Source organism: Mesorhizobium australicum WSM2073, from assembly GCF_000230995.2.
In the GTDB taxonomy this organism is placed as follows: domain Bacteria; phylum Pseudomonadota; class Alphaproteobacteria; order Rhizobiales; family Rhizobiaceae; genus Mesorhizobium; species Mesorhizobium australicum.
Genome location: NC_019973.1, coordinates 5,307,742 through 5,328,755, shown reverse-complemented (window position 1 = coordinate 5,328,755; position 21,014 = coordinate 5,307,742). Strand labels below are relative to the sequence as shown.

Sequence of the window (21,014 nt, the reverse complement as noted above, 5' to 3'; positions counted from 1 at the left end):
AAACGGTTTCCCGTCCGGAATTGCATCAAAATAAAGCACTGAGGGGCGAACGCGTGTCCGCCCCTCGCAATTATATCGTGCCGGCTCAGTTCTTCAGCGCGAAGGTTTCCAGCTTGGCGGCATTGTCGCCATTGATGAGCACGCAGTCCATCAGCTGCTTTTCCTTCTCGGGCGACTTCTTGTTCTTGATGAAGTCGTTGGCCTGTTCGACCGCCATCTGCGCCTGGGCGTAGGCCGGCTGCAGCACCGTCGCCTTGATGCCGCCCGAGGTGATGGAATCGCGCACGTCGTTCGAACCGTCGAAGCCGACGACGATGACATCCTTGCGGTTCGCCGCCGCGAGCGCCGCATAGGCGCCCATCGCCATCGTGTCGTTGCCGGAGATGACGCCCTTGATGTCGGGGTTGGCCTGCAGGATCGATTCCATCTTGGAATAGGCCTCGGTCTGGCTCCAGTTGGCCGATTGCTGCGCGACCATTTTCAGGTCCGGATAATCGTCGATGACGTCATGGTAGCCCTTGGAGCGGATGCCGGCATTGGTGTCGGATTCCTTGCCGACCAGCTCGACGAAATTACCCTTTTCGCCCATCAGCTTGACGAACTCCTGCGCGCCGAGCTGGGCGCCCTGGTAGTTGTTGGAGACGATCTGCGCCACGGCAACGCCTGTGGCGTTGATCTCGCGATCGATCAGGAAGGAGGGAATGCCGGCGTCCTTGGCCTTCTGCACGGCGGCGACGGTCGCGTCGGCGCCGGCATTGTCGAGGATGATCGCCTTGGCGCCGCGGCCGATCGCGGTATCGATCAGCTCGGACTGCTTGTTGGCGTCGTCGTCATGCACCAGCACCAGCGCCTCGTAGCCGAGTTCCTTGGCCTTGGCCTCGGCGCCGACGGCTTCCGCCTTGAAGAACGGATTGTCGTGCGATGGGGTGATGATGGCGATCAGGTCCGCCGCGTAGGCGGGCATCGCCGTGCCGAGCGCCAGCACGCCGGCGAAGGCGGCAAGCGTCATTCTGCGTGTCAGTTTCATGAAGTCCTCCCGTTTGAAAAGCCTGTGTCTCGATCGTTCGAGCCACTTGTCTGTGTTTGAATTCGTCAGCGTGTGAAGGTTGCGGAACGCCCGGGCTCAAGCCCACCAGCTCCGCCAAGGCAAGTTCCTATTCCCCCATCCTCCACCCGTCTCAGCATCGAACTCCCGGCGAAGCGTGATCCGAGCGAACATTAGCTTAGCTAACTGGTATGATGAGTCAACCACAAATTCAGGTGATCTGTACTTAAGGCAGATCTGTACCTAAGACGCTCAAGTGATCCGCTGGATGCTGGCCGCGATCTCTTCGGGCTCGAAGACGCGCTTCCAGTCGTCGCGCATCAGCACCGGCTTGCCAAACTCGATCGCCTTGTTGCAGGCATCCGAGAACACCCCCTTGGTTTCGCCGAAGATGACGGCGCCGAGCACGTTCATGTGGCCAAGCAGGAAGTCGAGTGCCGCCTGCTGGTCGACGCCGCGCGCCACCACCTCGTCGACCGCTTCCTTCATGACGACCAGCAGCGAGGCGCACACCGTTTCCGAAAGTCCCGGCTCGAGCAGCGCCATCTGTTCGACGGAAACGCGGTGCGAGCGCATTACCGGCGCCCAGATGATCTTGGCGATAGCCTCCCCCTTGGCGTAGTCGGCCTCCGGTCCCTGCATCAGTGCGCTGACCATGTGCTGCTTGGCCTTGACGCCGCCGAAATAATCCTTCTTGGCCGCCATGTCGGTCTCGTCGTTGAAGATCGGCGGATGACAGGGATGGGTGACGAAGTAGGTCAGGTCGGGACGATTAGGCAGATGGCCGGCAAACGGTGCGGCGGCATCGAGCACGATGACCATCGTGCCCGGCGCAAGCTTGCTCTCGATGCCGGCCGCGACCTTGCCGATATGGGTGTCCGGCACGGCCAGGATCACCACGTCCGCGCCTTCCAGCGCCTCGTCGGCGCTGACCGTGTCGAAGCCCAGTCCGGTCTTCAGCCGCTCGCGCCCGGCCTCGCTGACCTCGACATGGCGGATCGTATAGGGCGAACCGCGGAAATTGGTCGAAAGGCGGTAGCCCATTTTGCCACCGGCACCGAACAGCGCAATCGTCGTCATCTAGCCCTTGCTCCTTGGTCGCGGGACGCCGGCATTGCCGATCGTCATCATATCTACTGGTATGATCACTCTACCACAGCTTGGCAAGAGAAATCATCACTCGGATTTCAGCGTGCCGTCGTCGCCTGCGCGGTCGACGGCGGCTCGCCTCGACAGCACCTGCCGGCCGGCCAGCGCCAGAACGAAGATGACGACGATGCCTTGCACGATGTCCTGCGCACCTGGCGGCAGGCCGACGATCTGCATGGTGGTGACGATGAGGATCAAAAGGATGCTGGCGAACAGCGTGCCGACGGCGCTGGCCGAGCCGCCGAAGATCAGCGTTCCGCCAAGAACCACCGCGGCGATCGACTGCAGAAGATAGGGCTGGCCCATTTCGAGGAAGGCGCCGCCTATATAAGCGCCGAGCAGCAGCCCGTTGAGCGAAGCCAGCACCGCCGAGATGATGAACGCCGACGCGATGATCCGGTTGTTGCGGATCGCCGCCAGTCGCGCGGCGGTGCGATTCTGGCCGACCGCCGACAGCAACTGTCCGAACACCGTGTAGCGCAGCACGAACGCGGTCGCGGCCACGCCGACAATGGCGATGACGGCCATGATCGGCACGCCGGAGACGCGGCCCGTCGCCAGCGTCTTCAAGAGCGGGCTGACGGCGAAACCCGATATGGCGCGGTTCGACAGCAGCGTTGCCGTCGCCAGCACATAACCCGTCGCCAGCGTGGCGATGATGGCTGGTATGTTCAGCCCGACGACGAGCAGCGAGTTCAAGCAGCCGACCGCAAGGCCGAGCAGGATCGCCGCACCCACGCCGATGGCGAGGTTGGCATCCTGGCCCTTGATGGTGAGCAGCGCCACGAAGGCGCTGAGCGTGATCACCGACGCCACCGAAAGGTCGATATTGCCGCGCCCGGTGGTGACGACGAACATCTGGCCTATGCCGACAACGGTCAGGAACGACGCCGATAGAATGATGCCCGACAGGCTGGAGAGGCTGAACCGGTTGGTGACGATGGACAGCACCAGCCAAAGCACGAGCACGCCGATCGCCGACCAGACCCAGCGGTTCTTCTGCGCCCACAGGCTGAAGGCGGCGAGGCCGTTCATTGTTCGCTCCTGCGGTCGGCGGTCAGGCTGCGCAGCGTCAGCAGGGCGATGAGGATCAGCCCTTGCGTTGCCGCGTTGAAGTCGCTGCTCACGTTCAGCGTGCCGAGCAAGGCGCCGATCAAGGCCAGCGTGACCGCCCCGGCGACGGCGCCGACCGGCGAGATGACGCCGCCCAGCAGCGAGCAGCCGCCCATCACCACGGCGGCGACGCTGAGCAGCGTGAACGAATTGCCGGAATTGATATCGCTTGCCGTGTTGATCGCGGTCAGCGACAGGCCGGCGGCAGCCGCGAACAGTCCGGCGACGAGGTAGCGCACCAGCGCATAGCGCGTCGGCGACCAGCCGGAGCGGATCATGGCGGTCGGATTGTTGCCGAAGCCGCGCAGCACCACGCCGAGCGGCAGCCGGTCGATCACCAGCACCACCAGCGCGACCGCGGCGATTAAGATGATGGAGGTGGGCAGGAAACCCAGTGACCAGCTGAACATCGCCGACAGCCATTCGGGGCTGGCGCCGCCCGGCGTCGGCTGCAGCGCGTAGCCCAGTCCCATCCAGATGAAAGAGGCGCCAAGCGTGACGACGATGGCTGGGATCTTGCGTGCCTGGATCAGGCCGCCAAGCCCGGCATAGGCGGCGACCGCCGCCGCCAGCGCCAGCGCGCCGAGCCATGGCTGATCGTAGAGCAGTGTGGCGGAGAGCACGCTGACCAGGCCGGCAAAGGCGCCGACGCCGAGATCGATCTCGCTGCCGCCGACGATGAACATCTGCGCCGCCGTCACCAGCACCAGCGACAGCGCCGGCATCAGGAGCAGGTCGAGCCCGAAGATCGAAGCGACCGCCGGGTTGGCCGAGATCATCACCGCCAGCACGGCGGCGAGGCCGATGAAGGGAGCCGCGTTCACCAGCCGGCGGGCAAGCCCGGCGCCGGCGGTGCTGTGTCGCGGGCCGGCGCGCGTGTCCGCCTGCTGGGCGAAGGATGCGCCGACGACGGCCGATTCCGTGATCGCCGCTCCGCTCAATTCCTTGACGATGCGCCCGCCCGAAAACACCAGCACGCGGTCGCAGGCCAAAAGCTCGGCATCTTCGGTCGTATGCCAGACCAGCGTGCGCCCGCTGCGCGCTATCTCGTTGCAGAGCCTGTAGAAGTCCTGCTTGGTGGCAATATCGACGCCGCGCGTCGGATCGTCGAGCAGCAGGATCGGAGCGTCGGCGACGAGCGCGCGCGCAACCAGCGCCTTCTGCTGGTTGCCGCCGCTGAGTTCGAGGATGTTGGAGCCGAAGCGCTTGTCGTCGAGCCGCAGCCGGCCGGCCGCTTCGGCCGCCGCCTCGCGGTTGGCACGCTGCGAAACCAGCCCCAGTGCCGGACGGCGGGCAAGGCTGCCAATGCTGATGTTTCCAAGCACGCTCCACAGCGGGAACACGCCTTCCTTCTGGCGGTCGCCGGCAATGAAACCGGCATCGCCGCTCCGGGTCACCGCGGCCCCCCTGGCGGAATCCGGCTCGAAAATGGCGTGCAGCAACTCCTTCTGTCCGCTGCCCTCGAGCCCTGCCAGTCCGATGATCTCGCCGCGGCCGATCTCGACGTCGCGGCCGAGCCCGGCAGTCAGGAAGCCGGACAGTTTGACCAGCGCCTCGCCGCTGCTGGCGGCAGTGGCGCTGTGCTGGTGGATCGAATTGGCGTCGCCGCCCATGAGCTGCACAAGTTGGCCAATCGAAGTGCCGGCGACATCGCCGCGCCAGGCGGTGCGCCCGTTGCGCAGCACCATCACCTGCGTGGCGATGTCGATGATTTCCTGCAGCTTGTGGCTGATGAAGATGAAGGCAAGGCCGGATTTGGCTCGTTCGCGGATGAAGGCCCGCAACTGCCTCGAGCGGTCGAGGTCGAGCGAGGAGGTCGGCTCGTCGAGCACGATCAGCTTGACACCCGGCGTGGCGGCGGCGCGCGCGATCTCGACCATCTGCCGCTCGGCGATGGAGAGATGGCCGACTTCGGCGTTCACATCGATGCCGTTGGCGGGAAAGACGGCGTCCAGCGCCGCCCGGGCGCGGGCTCGATAGAGCACGCGCCAGCCCGGCCGGTTGCCTGCGTCGCCTGGCGTCTCCAGGAAGAAGTTCTCGGCCACGGAAAGGTTGGCGCACAGCGACAGTTCCTGATGCACCATGCGGATGCCGCGCCTTTGCGCCTCCGCCGTGTCGTAGTCGGCGAAGCCCACATCCTGGCCGGTGAACGAAATCGAGCCGAGGGTCGGTGGCGTCGCCCCGCACAGGATGCGCATCAGCGTCGATTTGCCGGCGCCATTGCCACCGACCAGGCCGATGATTTCGCCGGCCGAGACGGCGAGGTCGATTTGCGCATTCGCCAGCGTCGGCCCGAAGCTCTTGGTGATCCGCGACAGCGAGACGACGTTTGGCATGGTGTCGGGCACCGTAGCGGCAGCGCCCTCCGGATCGGTTACGGCAAGATGGGACATTCGTCCTCCGATTCTTACGGGCAGGGACCGGGCGCGGCCGTTTGGCGGCGCCCGGTCCCTGGCAATGGCAGCCCTACTTGCTGAGCAGGTTCTGCTTGACCCAGTCGAGCGAATAGGTAGGGCTGATGATCTGGCCGCCCGGCAGCTTCGCATACTCCTTGAGATTGCTGGCATCGACCGTCGCCACCGGCATGATCATCAGCTTCGGTGCCTTGCCGCCCTTGAGCAGCGAAAGGCCGAGCCAGAACGCGGCGCCGCCAATGCCCGGCGTGGTGTTCATCGAGACGGTCTGGTAGCCATTCTTGGCATTCTCTTCGGCCCACCATTTGACGAAGTCGGTGCCGCCGCCGCCTTCGATGATCGGCATCTTGCCGGCATAATCGCCGCCAAACTGGACGAAGGCCTGGGCGATGCCGACATCATCGCTGCCGCCCTGGCCGAGCACGGCGTCGACATGTGGCAGCGAGGGCAGGACGTTGGCGATCGCCGCCTGCGCGACCGAGGCGGTCGCCTGGCCGTAAACGGTGGCGACAACCTTGATGTCGGGATATTTCGCCAGCACCGACTGCTGCGCATTGAACATGTCGTTGTCGGGCGCAGAGCCCTTCACGCCGCGCACCTGGATGACGTTGCCCTTGCCGCCGATCATCTTGAAGACGGCTTCGGCCTGGGCCGCCTTGTAGCCCTTGAAGTCGAAGTTGAGCTGGTAGTTGCAGGGCGCCGAAGCAACCGAATCGAAGGAAACGACGATGATGCCGGCCTTGCAGGCCTTTTCGATGATGCCGTTGACCGCGGTCTCCGAGGCGGCGTCGACGGCGAGCACATCGACCTTCTTGAGGATCAGCTCGGCGATCTGGCTGTTCTGCTGCGCCACCGAGCCGTCACCGTTCATGATGATGTAATCGGCGATCTGGCCACCCGCCTTGGCTTCCTTGGCCGAGGCCTCGAACGCCTCCACCATCTGGTGGCGCCAGGTGTTGCCGTAATAGGCGTTGGCGAGCGCGATCACCGGTTTGTCCGACGATGCGATCGCCGGCAAAACAGAAGCACTGGCCAGCGCGGCGCCGGCAAGCGCCGCCACAATTGAAAACTTCATGATCTCTCCTCCCAAAAATCGGCCGACCTGATCGGCTCGTCTGTCACTCCGTAAAGGTGTCTCTTCCGAAGGACACCATACCAGCTACATGTTATACCAGCATACCAAATAGGCAAGCCACTCGGAACCTCATTTGACCGCGTCCACGGGAGCAACGCGCCCGCCGGGTTCTCCGTCTCATCCCTGGCCAGTCGGGCCGTGCCGACACTATGTTTGCCGTCACGCGCCGCGTTGAGACTGGCCACACTGGACGCTAGGTCATCATATATGTAATGTCAATTATTAGCGGGGACCTTGCCTGTTGGTGCGACTCGGGATCGATTGCCCCCGGGAAACGATCAGGAGAGATGCGGATGGAACCGGTCCAGAAGAAGAAGTTGTATGTCGAGGTGCTCGATCGGCTGATGGCGGCGATCTCGACATCCGAATTTCCGCCCGGTTCCCAATTGCCGTCGGAAAAGGAACTGATGACGATGATCGGCGTCGGGCGGCCGTCGATCCGGGAAGCGATGCTGACGCTGCAGCAGATGGGGCTCATCCGGATATCGCACGGCGAACGGGCGCGCGTCATCAACCCGACACCGGAGGTGATCGTCGATCAGGTCTCCGCGGCAATGGTCATGATGCTGGCGACGAATTCGCGCGGCCTCGAAGAACTCAAAGAAGTCAGGCTCTTGCTGGAAACGGGCCTGGTTCGGATCGCCACGCGACGCGCCACGGCCAAGAGCCTGGAACGGCTTGCCGGGACCTTGCGCCACCTACGCGAGGCGAAGGGCGACCAGGCTCGGTTCGTAACCGCCGACATGGAATTCCACGCCGTCATAGCGGAAATGAGCGGCAATTCGATGATCGCGGCCGTGGCCAAGGGCATGCTCGAATGGCTGTCGCGCTTCAAGCGCGATCTCGTGGCCGTGAAAGGCGCCGAGCGTCTGACGGTCGAGGAACACGAACGCATCTACAAGGCGATCGCCAGCGGCGACGCCGAAGGCGCCAGCGCCGCCATGGCGGACCATATAGGCCGCGCCAACGAACTCTATTCGAAACTGGCGGGCAACGACGGCGGGGACTGACAGTCGCAAATTTTTTGACCGGGAAAACTCATGTGATGACATGATATCATTTTGATGCTATCGCTCCCGTTATGAAGTTCATTCCAGCCGGGAAGCCTGCATTGACCGGTCGTCTTAACGCCACCTACCTGATCGAAACCCGCTATCCCATGGAGGTCGCCGCGGCCGCGATGGCGGGTGAGCAATCGAGCGGGACATTCCGTCCGATCCCTGGGGAGACGCCGGAACTGCTGCTCAGATTTGGCGCGCGCGTCGAATTCATCGAGGATCTTGGCGAGGTCGATGGCGAGGCGTTGCCGTTTTCGCGCGCGCCCGGAGATGCGGCGGCCGTCAGGCCGCGCCGGGCCAAAGTGGGTCTTTCCTGGAACATCGAGAACATGGGCACCGTGCTGGCTTCGGTCTGGTCGACGGTGCTCGGCAATCTGTTCGAGCTGCATCATTTCTCGGCCATGCGTCTGCTCGACGTCAGCTTTCCCGATGTCTTCGCTGATGCCTATCCGGGGCCGGCCTTCGCTGTCGAAGGCACGCGTCGTCTGACCGGCGTCACGGGACGGCCGCTGATCGGCACCATCGTCAAACCGAGCGTCGGCCTTACGCCGCGGGAGACCGCGACCCTGGCCGATACGCTGATCTCAGCCGGCCTCGACTTCATCAAGGACGACGAACTGATGGGAGATCCCCCGCATTCGCCGTTCGAACAGCGGTTCGAGGCGGTCATGGCTGTCATCGACCGGCACGCCGACAGGACTGGGCGCAAGATCATGTACGCGGCCAACATTTCCGGCGACATCGACGCCATGCGCCGCCAGCTTGACCTGATCGAGCGCCGTGGCGGCACCTGCGCCATGCTTGTCCTCAATTCCGTCGGCCTGTCGGGTGTCGTCAAGATGCGCCGGCATTCCGCCGTCGCGCTGCACGGCCATCGGGCGGGCTGGGGTCTCTTCAGCCGTTCTCCTGATGTCGGCATGAGCTATCTCGCCTACCAGAAATTCTGGCGCCTGGCCGGCATCGACCACATGCACGTCAACGGGCTGTCCAACAAGTTCTGCGAGCCCGACGATTCGGTGATGGCATCCGCCCACGCCTGCCTCACTCCGATGTTCGGCCGGGCCGACCGGCCCGATACGGTGATGCCGGTGTTTTCGTCCGGACAGACCGCGGTGCAGGCGGGCGAGACCTATGGAAGGCTCGGCACGAACGATTTCATCTATTGCTGCGGCGGCGGGATCATGGCGCATCCCGGCGGTCCGGCCGCCGGCGTTCAAAGTCTGCACGATGCTTTCGAAGCCGCCGCGGCAGGCATTCCCGCGCGCGACTACGCCGCCACGCATCCGGAGCTCGAGGCCGCGCTGCAAGCGTTCGGCTGAATCTGCGCCATCGGCGCGCCATCAAGAGGAAATGGGAGAGAAGCAAATGACGACATCCGTGGCGGTGCTTGGAGCCGGAGGGAAGATGGGCTTCCGCGTGACACGCAAGCTGATCGAAGCAGGTTACGATGTCCGCGCCGTGGAGATCGGCGAGGCCGGCCGCAAGCGGTTGGGAGAAGCCGATATCGCCGCCGTCGCCATGGAGGAAGGCATTCCCGGCGCCAAGGTTGTGGTGATGGCTCTGCCGGACAACATCATCGGCCAGGTGACGCGGCAAATCTCGCCGATGCTTGCCAAGGGCACCATGATCCTCGTTCTGGATGCGGCCGCACCCTATGCCGGCGACCTGCCCGGCGATCGACCGGATCTCACCTATTTCGTCGGTCATCCCTGCCACCCGCCCTTGTTCGGTGACGAGACGGAGTGGGCCGCGCGTCGCGACTATCATGGCGGCATCGCCAGGCAGTCGATCGTCTGCGCCCTGATGCAGGGACCTGAAGAGGACTACGCGCTTGGCGAGGAGGTCTGCAAGGCGATGTGGTCGCCGATCATCGACAGCCATCGCGTCACGGTCGAACAATTGGCGATCCTGGAGCCTGGCCTGTCCGAGATGGTTGCCATGCCCTTCGTCGACACGATGGTCGAGGCCGTCGAGGAGTGCGAGCGCAAATATGGCATTCCAAGGCAAGCCGCGCTCGACTTCCTGATCGGTCATCTGAATGTCGAGATCGCCATGTGGTTCGGTTTCTCGCCGAAAGTGCCGTCCGACGCCGCACTGCGCCTGATGCGCTTCGCCAAGGGCGTCGTGGTCCGTGACGACTGGCGCGAGGCACTGTCGCCGGCCAAGGTGAAGGAAGCCTCGGAATTGATCGTCTACGGCAAGGGAGCCTGAGCCCTGCCTTCGCGGATCATGTCGGTATCGACCGCTCTCTTCGACGGCTATTCCATGGAATTGGCCGTCGAGGAGATTGCCGCTGTGGGTGCCGCCCATGTCGAGCCGGCCTTTATCAGCGGCTATGTCGATTTCGACGAGGGTCTGTTTGCGGCTGCGCACGCCGCGAAGCTGCGCCGGGCAGCGGAACATGCCGGGCTGGGCATCAACGCCGTGTCGGCTCATCTCGACCTGTCGGGGGCCGATGCCGCCGACGCCTTGTCCCGGCGCATCGGCTTTGCCGCCGGTCTCGGCGCGTCGTTCCTGATCACCAATGCCGGCCCGGCGAGAAACAGCGCGGCGATCCGCGCGACGATCGACGCTCTCCTGCCGAGGCTGGAGGAGGCCGGCATGGTTCTGGCGCTCGAAAACCCCGGACATGGCAGTGGCGATCTGCTCGGCAGCGCGCGATCGGGGGCAAGCTTCGTCCGCGACATCGGATCGCCGTACGTCCGCCTGAACCACGATGCCGGCAACATCTTCACTTACAGCGGCGAGACGATGCAGCCGGCGCAAGATATCGCCGATGCCATCGATACGGTTGGACATGCTCATCTGAAGGATGTCGTCAGCACCGGCGAGGGATGGGCCTTCTGCGCCATCGGCGACGGCTCTGTCGACTATGCATCCTACTGGGCCGTGCTGCCCGCCACGCTGCCAGTCAGCATCGAACTGCCGTTGCGGCTGCAGCGCCCGCAGCGCAATGATCCCCAGCGGCGAAGCACGCCGGTGGATATCGGCACCATTCGCGGCGCCTTGCGGCGCTCGCTGGAATTTGTGAACGCGCTGGACAATGCCGAGTTCTGAGCGCGGCCCGCCTATCCCCGCTCGGGGAACATCGCCTTCAGCCCCTCGCGCGACGCTTTGGCGATGCCGCGCTCGGTGATCAGCCCGGTGACCAGCCGCGCCGGCGTCACGTCGAAGGCGGGGTTTGCCGCAGGCGTTGCTTCGGGCGAGACGCGAACCTGGGCGATCTTGCCGCTCGCTGTCTTGCCCCACACCAGCGAAACCTCGTCGCCGGAGCGCTCCTCGATCGGGATTTCGGCAAGTCCGTCGCCCACCGTCCAGTCGATGGTCGGCGAAGGCAGCGCAACGTAGAACGGCACGTCGTTGTCCGCGGCGGCGAGCGCCTTCAGATAGGTGCCGATCTTGTTGCAGACGTCGCCGTCGGCGGTGGTGCGGTCGGTGCCGACGATGACCATGTCGATTGCGCCGCGCTGCATCAGATGGCCGCCGGCATTGTCGACGATCAGCGTATGCGGCACGCCGTGGCCAGCCATCTCCCAGGCGGTGAGCTGGGCGCCCTGGTTGCGTGGGCGTGTTTCATCGACATAGACATGGACCGGAATGCCGGCTTCGACAGCGAGGTAGATCGGTGAAGTGGCTGTCCCGTAGTCGACCGTCGCCAGCCAGCCGGCATTGCAGTGGGTGAGGATATTGACCGTCTCGCCCGGCTGCTTGCGCGCCGCGATATCCTTGATGATGGCGAGACCGTTCTCGCCGATGGCGCGGTTGAGCCCGACATCCTCGTCGGCGATCTCATTGGCACGCCGGTAGGCGGCCGCGGCGCGTTCACCAAGCGGCAACGGCCGCAGAAAGCGCCGCATCTCGTCGAGCGCCCAGCGCAGGTTGATCGCCGTCGGCCTGGTATCGTGCAGTATCTCCCACACAGTGTCGAGCGCTTCGTCGGATGCATCATCCGTCATCTGCATGGCGACGCCATAGGCCGCGGTGACCCCGATCAACGGTGCGCCACGCACCCACATGTCGCGGATCGCGGTGGCGATGCCGGCGACCGTGACGAGCTTCTCGATACGGAACTCATGCGGCAGCCAGCGCTGGTCGATGATCTCCACCGAGCGGCCGTCGTCGCTCAGCCAGATGGTCCGAAAGTGGCGGTCGCCGACGTTCAAATGCTGTTCTCCTGTTCAATCAGCGCGGCCAGATTGTTGACCTCGTCGATGCTGTGGATCTGGCGCCGATTGACGGCGATGTGGCGGCCGAATTTCAGTGCCTTCGCCTCACAACTGGCGCGCAGATCTTCATCGGCAATGGTCTCGAAGTCTGCATTGTGCGCGAGGCCAAGGATGCGCCTGTGAACCTCGATGCCGGCAAAGCCGAGCAGATCGTCCCAGATCTGATGCAGGACATTATCGAGTGCCTGCTCGGCGCCCAGCCGGTCGCCCTGATCCTCGAACAGGCTTTTTTGATAGAGCATGCCGGTGCGCTCGGTGCGCCATAACAGCGAGAACTCGGCGCGGAACACGGCCCAGGTCTCGGCCGTGACGCCGAGCAGATAGGCACGCATGGCGTCGCGCCTGCCGTTCTGCTCATGCCCGCGCTGCGAGAAGAAGGACATCCAGAAATTGGCGAGCAGCATGCCGACGTCGAAGGCCATCGGGCCGTAGAAGGCGAACTCCGGATCGATCATCCGCGTTTCCTGATCGGTGACCATGATCGAGCCGGAATGCAGGTCGCCATGCAAAAGCGTCTCGGCATTGGCGGCGAACATATGCTTCAGCCGCTGCGCCTCCACCTTGAGGTCGCGGTCGGCCCGCAGTTCCGCCACCAGCCCATCGAGCTGCGGACTGGTGTGGCGGTTCATCTTGGCGTCGAAATAGGGGTCGGAAAACACCAGGTTCTCGGTGATGTCGCAAAGCTCGACATTGTCGGCGAACAGCGCCAAATCCGCCTTGCGCTCCTTGGTCACCATCGACAGGTCGGAACCGCGAAACAGCGTGCGGGCCATGAACAGGCCGATATCCCTGGCAATGTTCGGCAGTCGGCGCCCGTCGATCAGGGCGCGCCTGAGAATGATGTGTGGCGGCGCCAGATACTCCATGATGATCAGCGCCTGGACCTCGTCGAAGTAGTAGATCTCCGGCACCGAGCCCGGCGCGCGTGCCTCTTGCCGGGTCAGTGCGTGGTATTCGAAGAAGGAACGTTTTAGCGGCAGCGGCCAGCTGTCGCCGACCAGGCGGACATAGGGCAGGGCCTGCTTGACGATGGCGCCGCCACTGGCGCCTTCGACGATGAACACCAGGTTCAGATTGCCGTCGCCAACCTCGCGAACTTTCCAGGCGCTCGCATCCTTGCCGATCTTCGCGCACAGCGCTTCGTTCGTGCCGAGACGGGTTGCGAGCGTCTCCACCGACAATGCTTCGAACGGCAAGTTCCCAGTCATCCTTGTTCCCTCCCGCCTATGTGCTCCGATCATAAGGAGCCCAAGCGGCGGGGCCAAGCTAGGAAGCTGTCTGGCAATTGTCAATCGTGTTGACAATTGCCTACATTGACCATAGCGTCATGACCAGGGAGGAACGCATGGTCGGCAATGCCGTGTTCCGCGTAGAGGGACTGAGGAAATCCTTTGGCCGCAACGAGGTGCTTGGCGGCATCGCGCTGGACCTCCATGCCGGTGAAGTGACCGTGCTGATGGGCGCCAACGGCGCCGGCAAATCCACCCTCGTCAAGATCATCAGCGGCGTCTACGAGCGTGGGGGCGGCTCGATGACCCTCGCCGGTGCGGAGTTCGCGCCGAACACGCCGGCGGAAGCGATCCGCGCGGGTGTCGTCACCGTGCACCAGAACATCAATGACGGCGTGGTCGCCGATCTCGATGTCGCCACCAATCTTACGCTCGACCGGCTGAGCGGTCGGGGCGTGCCGACCCTGTTCAATCCCGCTCGCGTGCGCCGTGAGGCCAAGGCGGTCGCCGACCGCATGGGGCTGGCCATCGATTTGAAGGCGCGCGTCAGCGATCTTTCGCTGGCCGACCGCCAGATGGTGGCGATTGCCCGGGCGCTGGCGCACCAGCCGAAAGTGCTGATCCTCGATGAGCCGACCTCGTCGCTCTCCAGTGCCGAGGCCGACAGGCTGTTCGCGCTGGTCGACCGTCTGCGCGAGCAGGGCGTGGCGATCCTCTATATCTCGCATCGCATGTCGGACATCAGGCGGCTCGCCGACCGCATCGTCTCGATGCGCGACGGTGGCGTCTCGGGCGCCTTCGATGCCAAGCCGCTCGATTATGAAGGCGCGGTCAACGCCATGCTCGGCCGCAAGATCCATCTCGACCGGATCGTGGCCAGGAGTTCCGCCAGGGCGGTCCTGAGCGTCGAAGGCCTGCGCATCGCGCAGGGCGCCAGGCCGATGTCGCTGACACTCGGCGATGGCGAGGTCGTCGCCATCACTGGCCTCGTCGGCGTCGGCAAGACCGCTCTTGCCGAGACGCTGTTCGGCGTGCGCCGGCCGCTCGACGGCACCATGACGATGAACTGCAAGCCTTACGCGCCGCGCTCGGCGGGCGACGCGATCGCAGCCGGCGTGTTCCTGGTCGCCAAGGACCGTGCGACCAGCGGCATCGTCGGCAGCTTCAACATCGAGCGCAATGTCAGCCTGCCGTTTCTGAAGCGCATGTCCAGTCTAAGCGTGCTCAGGCGCCGCCTCGAACGCGCCACCGCGCGCAGGCAGATCGAGCAACTGGGCATCGTCTGCCGCTCCGAGAAGGACGAGATGTCGGCGCTGTCGGGCGGCAACCAGCAGAAGGTGATGGTCGCCCGCTGGATGGCGCAGAATGCCGCGCTGTTCATCCTCGACGAGCCGTTCCAGGGCGTCGATATTTCCGCCCGGCGCGACATCGCCGCCAAGCTGAGGGCAAGCGCCAATGGCCGCGCCACGCTTCTGTTCGTCACCGAACTCGATGAAGCGCTGGAGACGGCCGATCGCATCCTGGTGATGTCGGAGCACACGATCGTCGGCGAACACCGCAATGCCGATGTCGACCTCGACCGCCTGCTGGCCGAGGTTGCCGGTGGACCGCTGCACAGCGCTGCCTGAGCGTGGCGGCCGATGGAATTAGAATGGAGAGACCATGGCTGCGAGTTGGGTAAATGGGGCAGCGGCGCCGGGGTGCGCCGAATGACGCTGCGCGACTACGCCATCCGCTATGGGTTCATCGTGCTGCTGTTCGGATTGGTCGCCTATTTCGCGGTCGCCGCCGACGGGTTCGTTTCGCCGCAAAGTGCCGTCTTCATCTTCCAGTCGGTCGCCATCACCGGTGTGCTGGCGCTCGGTGTTACCGCCACGCTTGTCGTCGGCGGCTTCGACCTGTCGATCGGTTCGGTCGCAACCTCGGCCATGATGGCGGCGGCCTATGTGATGGTGGTGCTGGAGCAGAACGCGTTCGTGGCGGTCATCGTCTGCCTGTTGATTGGCGCCATTGTCGGCCTGATCAATGGCTGGCTGATCGTCTACATGCGTGTACCCGATCTGCTGGCGACGCTCGGCATGATGTTCCTGCTGGTCGGCCTGCAACGCATCCCCACGGAAGGCCGCTCGATCGCCACCGGCATGACCATGCCCGATGGCTCGGTCGCCAGCGGCAAGTTCTCCGATGCCTTCCTGGCGCTCGGCCGCCACCGCTTCGACTTCTTCATCCCAAACCTCATCCCGGTCTCGGTCGTCGTGCTTCTGGCGCTGGCCGTGCTGATCTGGTTCTTCCTCGAATACACCCGCTTCGGCCGCATGATGTATGCGGTCGGCAGCAATGAGCGCGCCGCCGAACTCGCTGGCGCGCCTGTCAAGGCATACAAGATCTGGGCCTACGTTATTTCAGGCGTTTTTGCCTCGATCGGCGGCATTTTGCTCGCGGCCCGGCTTGGACGCGGCGACATCGCCTCGGGTAATAATCTGCTGCTCGATGCGGTTGCCGCGGCGCTGATCGGCTACGCGGTGCTCGGCGCCGCCAAGCCGAACGCCTTTGGCACCGCCATCGGCGCGCTGTTCGTCGGCATCTTGCTGCAAGGCCTGACGATGATGAACGCGCCTTACTACACGCAGGATTTCGTCAAGGGCGTGGTTCTGGTCGTCGCCCTTGTCTTCACCTTTGCCCTTTCGGGCAGGGGCAGGAACTAGCATTCGGCCAGATAGGATTTGGGTTCAACAAAAGTGGAGGAAAACAAGGTGAACATCACTAGAAGACTTCTGGGGAAAGTGGCGCTCGGGCTCGCCGGCGCAACCATGCTGATGCAGGGGGCATTTGCCGCCGACAAGCCGGCGCCGTTCGACAAACCCGGCGTCAAGATCGCACTGGTTCGCTATCTCTCGACCGGCGACTTCTTCCAGGCGTATCTGTCGGGCGTCGAGGCGCAGTCGAAGGCGCTCGGTATCGACCTGCGCGTGCTCGACAGCCGCCAGGACGCCGCCCTTCAATCCGACATGGTCGACCAGGCCATCGCGCTCGGCGTGCAGGGCATCATCATCCAGCACGGCCTGACGGAATCGATGAAGGACGCCGCCCAGCGCGCCGTCGACGCCGGCATCAAGGTGGTGGCATTCGACGTCAATGTCGAAAACCCCAAGATCCCGCAAATCGAACAGTCGGACAAAGACCTGGCACGGCTGGCGCTCGAACAGGCAGTCAAGGACAATGGCGAAAGCTGGAACGCCGGCTATGTCTATGTCGCCGGCATCGCTCCGCTCGACCGCCGCAACGAGACCTGGGTCGACGTCAAGAAAAAATATGCCGGCATAAAGGAAGCCGCCATGTTCGGCACGCTCGACAATCCCATCGCCAACTCCGTCGCCAACCAGGCGCGCTCGGTGCTGTCGGCGCACCCCGACATCAACGTGATGTTCGCGCCCTATGACGAGTTCGCCAAGGGCGTGAAGATCGCCGTCGACGAAGCCGGCCTGAACAAGAAGATCAAGATCTATTCGGCCGACATTTCGACATCCGACATCGCGGCGATGCGCGAGCCCGACAGTGCCTGGGCGGCTACGGCGGCGACCAACCCGGCAGTCGTCGGCCAGGTCTCGGTGCGCGCCCTGGCGCAACTGCTCGCCGGCGAAGATCCCGGCCACAACGTCATCGTGCCGCCGACGCTGATCACCCAGAAGGAGCTGATCGACAAGGACATCAAGAACATGGAAGACTTGTCGGCCAAGCTGCCGCAGTTCGCCCATGCCGATGTCGCCATGCCGACATGGATGCCGAACCCGAACGCGAAGTAGCGCGGCACCAATAGGAAAGCGAAAGGGCGGCTATGAACCGCCCTTTCGTATCGATGTTCAGCCTTCCGGTTACAACCAGTGTTCCGGATCGCGCATTCCATGAACGATCGCTACGACCAGTACACCGTCCGGCTGTGGTTCATAGATGACGATATAGCGGCCTTCGATGAGCACGCGGGCCGTCGCGCTCAATTCCGGCCGGGCCGAACCCATCTTGGGATGCCCTGCCGCCAGTTCCATCTTGTCGAAAATGCGCATCAGCAGCTTATCGGCTGCCTTTTCATTTTCGATTGCGATGGTGTGCCAGATGTCGCGCAAATCCTGCGAGGCGCGCGCGGAGTAAGCCTGTATTTAGCCACCGGCGCGGCGTTCTGCATTCAGGCCCCGAATGAACTCGACGGGTTCGACTTCGACTGGGTTGCCGCTGGCCATGCCGTCGGCGGAGGCCCGTTTCAACTGATCCAGTTCCAGGGCACGCAATTGCTCGCGCTGCTCCCAAAGGCGCAAGGCTTCGCGGACGATTTCACTGTTCGAGGCGTATCCTCCGCCCTCGACGGCGCTCTGCAGGCGGGCGACCTGCTGCGGCGTAAGCGATATGGTCAGGGTGCGCATAGGTTCAGCTTTCATACCGACTATATATAGCGCACCTCACAAGGACTAACAATGTTTACTAGTCTTCGTCTCGATTCTGCCTGGCGCTAAAAGGATAGCAGAGATTGCCTTATCGCAGCGCCGCCGCGATATTGCCGCCGTCGACCGTCGTCACATCGGCGGTCGTCCGGTCGGCCAGGGCATGGTGCAGGAAGGCCTGCGCCACGTCCTGCGCGGTCACTTCCTGGCCGAGCAGATTGCCGGACATGTATTCCTTCTCCGACACGCCGCGCGCGCCCGAGCGGCTGGCGATCATGGCGTCGGTCAAAAGGCCGGAGCGGATCCGGTCGGCGTTGACGGCGTTGGAGCGGATGCCATGGGCGCCGTAGTCGAGCGCGTATTGCCTTGACAGGAACAGCGTCGCCGCTTTCGGCACGCCATAGGCGCCGAACTTCGGACCCGGGTTGACCGCCTGCTTGGAGGTGTTGAACAACAGCGCCCCTCCGGTGCCCTGTTCCAGCATGATCCGCACGGCGTTCTGCGCTGCCGACTGGTGGGCGAAGAAATTGAGCTCGAAGCTCTTGCGCAGCAGCGTATCGTCGAGCTCGCCGATGCGGCCTTCCCAGGCAGCGCCCGCATTGGACACCAATATGTCGACGCCGCCGAAGACGGCGACCGCCTTGTCGAAGGCGGCACGCATCTGGTCCGGGTCGGTGATGTCGGCGCCGACGCCAATCGAATTGTTGCCGGCTTTCCTGGCGGCATCGGCGGCCTTTTCGGCGTCGAGATCGACGACGACGGCATGAGCGCCATTGTCGGCGAACAGTTTTGCGGTCGCCGCACCAATCGCACCGGCGCCGCCGGTGATCAGCACCACCTGGCCGGTCAGCGGCTTCGGCTTGTTGGAGGCGAGCTTGGCCTGTTCCAGCGACCAGTATTCGAGCGGGAACAGGTCGGCCTTGGATAGCGGGTGGAAACGCCCGACGGCCTCGGCGCCGCGCACGGCCTCGATCCACATCTCGCCAACGTCCGAGGCGATCCTGGCATCCTTCAGCGTGCGGCCATGGCCGAACATGCCGAGCCCCGGCACCAGCGTCAGCCGGGGCATCGGATCGAGCATGGTGCGCTTGACGTCGTCGAGCGCGTCATTGGTCTCGAAATAGGCGCGGTAATCCTTGGCGAAAGCGTCGACATGGTTCTGGATTACGGCCTTGTAGTCGCCGATCTTGTCGGCATCGGGCGCCGGCACGGCCAGCGGCCCGGTCTTGATGCGGATCGACAGATCCGGCGTCGACACGCCGCGTCCTGCATAGTCGGCGATCTCTGCAGAATTGATGAAATCGACAATCGCGTCCGAGGTGCGGAAGTCAGAGATCATGCGGTCGAAGCGGCCTTCGCCGCGTGGCGCCGCTACAGCGCCGCGCAGCATGGGGGCGATCGCCGCCGGTGACGCTAGCCTTGCCGGCAGCGCTATCTTCGCAGTCTTCGGTTTGGCATGCTCGGCCACATAATCCTCGGCGACGTTCACATAGTGGATCATCCGGTCATAGGCCTGCCTGGCATCGTCGCCGAAAGTGAAGATGCCGTGCTTGTCGAGGATCAGGCCTTCCACCGTCGGGTCGGCGTCGAAGACATCGGCCGCCGCCTTGGCGAGATCGAAGCCCGGCATGATGTAGGGCACATAGCCCATTTTTGCTCCGAACACCTTTGCCACCAGCGGCTTGCTGTCTTCCTGGTCGACGATGGCCAGGATGGCGGTCGAGTGGGTGTGGTCGACGAACTTGTGCGGCAGGAAGGCATGCAGCAGGGTCTCGACCGAAGGGTTGGGCGAGGCGGGGTCGATCAGGTTGGCCCGCTGCAATGCGACCATGTTCTCGTCGGAAAGCCTGTCCAGCTTGCGCGCCTTGAGCAGGGCGCCCATCTTGACCGCCGGCAGGCCCTGCGGCTCGATGACCGCCATGTCCCAGCCGCTGCCCTTGACGCACAGCACGTCCCATTCGTCGCCGACGAGATCGGTTGCCTTGATCTTGCAGGAGGTGTTGCCGCCGCCATGCAGGACCAGTTGCGGCACGCCGCCCAGAAGCCGCGTCGTGTAGACACGCAACGCCAGATCGCGGCCGACGCCCTTCTTCGCATAGTCGGCAACGAGTTGTTCGGCCGTGTCGTCGTTCCACAGATTCTTCATGTTCGCTTCGTCCAGTTGCTGTCTTTGATGGTGAACAGGAATGCCGCGACGCCTTGATGACAAATGCGTCGGCAAAGGATTGGTTTTCAGGACGCCTTTTCTGCTGACGTTCCGGCATGATCGAGCAGCCGCTGCGCCATATGCGCGCCGACCACCAGATGCGTGCAGAGGCCGCCGGCGATCGCGGCGAGCAGCGGCTCGAACTTGCTGTCTTCCTGCACGACCATCAGCCGCTTACCGATGACGCGCAGTGAAGCAAGCCCCGCCGAGATGACCCGCCGGTTGTAGCTGCAGTCGAGCAACTCGCCACGGGCATCGATGATCTGCCCGGCAATGACACCCGCGGCACCTTCCCTGCGCAGCGCCGCCATCTCGGCTGCCGTCAGCGCGCCGCACTTCACCAGATGGCTGTCGGCATCGACCGCGCCGATGGAGTAGAGCGCAAGATCGCAGTCGCTGATCCCGGCAAGCTGGTCGCGGATCACAGGTTCGGCGCGCAGGCCATGCGCCAGTTCCTCGGTCGACAGCACCAGGGGCGCGTAGAAGTTGAGGCCCTTGGCATTGAGCCGGCGCGCGATTTCCATAGTGCATTGATCGGGCCGGTAGGAATAGGGTGCGCCGAGATTGCCGCAGAGCTGCACCACGGTGACGTCCTGCAGGTCGGCATAGGACATGATGTCGGCGATGGTGTAGATGGTGCGGCCCCAGGCGACGCCGATGCGGTCGCCTTTCCCGACGAGTTCCAGGAAAACGCTTGCCGCCAGCACCGCGATATCGGTCGAGGGGTCGGCGAGATAGGCGTTCTCAGGCGCGATCCAGACGGCGTCGAGCTTCAGGGCGTCTTCCAGCCTACGCGCCATGACGTCGTCCGTGAAGAGCTGCGTCGAGGTCGAGATGTTGACGATGCCTGTCTCGCGCGCCTTGCGCAGATACATAGCGACGGAGGCGCGCGAAATGTTGAGTTGATTGGCCACTTCGTCCTGGCGAAGCCCATGGGCATAGTAAAGCCAGGCCGCCTTGTGGATGAGCTGTTCTGCCGGTCGGATCGCCATGCCGCCTCCTTGGC

18 protein-coding genes are annotated in these 21,014 nt (G+C 64.0%); 7 read left to right on the top strand and 11 right to left on the bottom strand.

The window, feature by feature from the left end:
- Positions 1 to 85: 85 nt before the first annotated feature.
- The 5 genes from MESAU_RS25665 to MESAU_RS25645 all read right to left on the bottom strand — a co-directional run bounded on the left by MESAU_RS25665 (position 86) and on the right by MESAU_RS25645 (position 6,796).
- Positions 86 to 1,027, bottom strand: a complete 942-nt coding sequence (locus tag MESAU_RS25665) for a D-ribose ABC transporter substrate-binding protein (protein ID WP_015318943.1) — start codon at positions 1,025 to 1,027, stop codon at positions 86 to 88.
- 270 nt (positions 1,028 to 1,297) lie between these two features.
- On the bottom strand, positions 1,298 to 2,125 hold the full coding sequence (locus MESAU_RS25660) for a phosphogluconate dehydrogenase C-terminal domain-containing protein (RefSeq protein ID WP_015318942.1): 828 nt from the start codon (positions 2,123 to 2,125) through the stop codon (positions 1,298 to 1,300).
- A gap of 96 nt (positions 2,126 to 2,221) precedes the next feature.
- Entirely contained in the window at positions 2,222 to 3,229 is a 1,008-nt protein-coding gene (locus MESAU_RS25655) for an ABC transporter permease (RefSeq protein ID WP_015318941.1), read from the bottom strand.
- Positions 3,226 to 5,700 (bottom strand): ATP-binding cassette domain-containing protein, encoded by a 2,475-nt coding sequence (locus MESAU_RS25650; protein ID WP_015318940.1) that lies wholly within the window; start codon positions 5,698 to 5,700, stop codon positions 3,226 to 3,228. The genes MESAU_RS25655 and MESAU_RS25650 overlap by 4 nt, the downstream gene beginning before the upstream one ends.
- 73 nt (positions 5,701 to 5,773) lie before the next feature.
- Entirely contained in the window at positions 5,774 to 6,796 is a 1,023-nt protein-coding gene (locus tag MESAU_RS25645) for an ABC transporter substrate-binding protein (RefSeq protein WP_015318939.1), read from the bottom strand.
- A 353-nt stretch (positions 6,797 to 7,149) separates the two neighbouring features.
- Between MESAU_RS25645 and nanR the strand changes: the two genes are divergently transcribed.
- The 4 genes from nanR (at position 7,150) to MESAU_RS25625 (ending at position 10,971) form a co-directional block, all read left to right on the top strand.
- On the top strand, positions 7,150 to 7,866 hold the full coding sequence (gene nanR, locus MESAU_RS25640; protein WP_015318938.1) for a transcriptional regulator NanR: 717 nt from the start codon (positions 7,150 to 7,152) through the stop codon (positions 7,864 to 7,866).
- 71 nt (positions 7,867 to 7,937) lie between these two features.
- Positions 7,938 to 9,233, top strand: a complete 1,296-nt coding sequence (locus tag MESAU_RS25635) for a ribulose-bisphosphate carboxylase large subunit family protein (RefSeq protein ID WP_015318937.1) — start codon at positions 7,938 to 7,940, stop codon at positions 9,231 to 9,233.
- A 46-nt stretch (positions 9,234 to 9,279) separates the two neighbouring features.
- Positions 9,280 to 10,125 (top strand): phosphogluconate dehydrogenase C-terminal domain-containing protein, encoded by an 846-nt coding sequence (locus tag MESAU_RS25630; protein ID WP_015318936.1) that lies wholly within the window; start codon positions 9,280 to 9,282, stop codon positions 10,123 to 10,125.
- Between the two features lie 18 nt (positions 10,126 to 10,143).
- Positions 10,144 to 10,971 (top strand): sugar phosphate isomerase/epimerase family protein, encoded by an 828-nt coding sequence (locus MESAU_RS25625; protein ID WP_015318935.1) that lies wholly within the window; start codon positions 10,144 to 10,146, stop codon positions 10,969 to 10,971.
- Between the two features lie 11 nt (positions 10,972 to 10,982).
- Here the strand turns inward: MESAU_RS25625 and mtnA are convergent, their stop codons facing one another.
- Together mtnA and mtnK are read right to left on the bottom strand one after the other, a co-directional pair.
- Positions 10,983 to 12,077 carry an S-methyl-5-thioribose-1-phosphate isomerase gene (gene mtnA, locus MESAU_RS25620; protein ID WP_015318934.1) on the bottom strand — a complete coding sequence of 365 codons (1,095 nt, stop codon included), beginning with the start codon at positions 12,075 to 12,077 and terminating at the stop codon, positions 10,983 to 10,985.
- Entirely contained in the window at positions 12,074 to 13,348 is a 1,275-nt protein-coding gene (gene mtnK, locus MESAU_RS25615; protein ID WP_015318933.1) for an S-methyl-5-thioribose kinase, read from the bottom strand. The genes mtnA and mtnK overlap by 4 nt, the downstream gene beginning before the upstream one ends.
- 137 nt (positions 13,349 to 13,485) lie before the next feature.
- Here mtnK and MESAU_RS25610 point away from each other — a divergent pair, with 137 nt between their 5' ends.
- The 3 genes from MESAU_RS25610 to MESAU_RS25600 all read left to right on the top strand — a co-directional run bounded on the left by MESAU_RS25610 (position 13,486) and on the right by MESAU_RS25600 (position 17,172).
- Positions 13,486 to 14,997: a sugar ABC transporter ATP-binding protein gene (locus tag MESAU_RS25610; RefSeq protein ID WP_015318932.1), complete on the top strand. Its 1,512-nt coding sequence runs from the start codon at positions 13,486 to 13,488 to the stop codon at positions 14,995 to 14,997.
- Positions 14,998 to 15,078: 81 nt separating this feature from the next.
- Entirely contained in the window at positions 15,079 to 16,074 is a 996-nt protein-coding gene (locus tag MESAU_RS25605) for an ABC transporter permease (RefSeq protein ID WP_041163514.1), read from the top strand.
- A gap of 48 nt (positions 16,075 to 16,122) precedes the next feature.
- Complete coding sequence (locus MESAU_RS25600) at positions 16,123 to 17,172, top strand: substrate-binding domain-containing protein (protein ID WP_015318930.1); 1,050 nt, start codon at positions 16,123 to 16,125, stop codon at positions 17,170 to 17,172.
- 69 nt (positions 17,173 to 17,241) lie between these two features.
- On the opposite strand, the gene MESAU_RS25595 is transcribed toward MESAU_RS25600, so the two are convergent.
- From MESAU_RS25595 to MESAU_RS25580, 4 genes are all read right to left on the bottom strand, one after another.
- Complete coding sequence (locus MESAU_RS25595; RefSeq protein ID WP_041163513.1) at positions 17,242 to 17,490, bottom strand: type II toxin-antitoxin system RelE/ParE family toxin; 249 nt, start codon at positions 17,488 to 17,490, stop codon at positions 17,242 to 17,244.
- A gap of 33 nt (positions 17,491 to 17,523) precedes the next feature.
- Complete coding sequence (locus tag MESAU_RS25590; RefSeq protein ID WP_015318929.1) at positions 17,524 to 17,784, bottom strand: ribbon-helix-helix domain-containing protein; 261 nt, start codon at positions 17,782 to 17,784, stop codon at positions 17,524 to 17,526.
- Between the two features lie 109 nt (positions 17,785 to 17,893).
- Complete coding sequence (locus MESAU_RS25585; RefSeq protein ID WP_015318928.1) at positions 17,894 to 19,948, bottom strand: bifunctional aldolase/short-chain dehydrogenase; 2,055 nt, start codon at positions 19,946 to 19,948, stop codon at positions 17,894 to 17,896.
- 86 nt (positions 19,949 to 20,034) lie between these two features.
- Positions 20,035 to 21,000 carry a sugar-binding transcriptional regulator gene (locus MESAU_RS25580; protein ID WP_015318927.1) on the bottom strand — a complete coding sequence of 322 codons (966 nt, stop codon included), beginning with the start codon at positions 20,998 to 21,000 and terminating at the stop codon, positions 20,035 to 20,037.
- Positions 21,001 to 21,014: the final 14 nt, after the last annotated feature.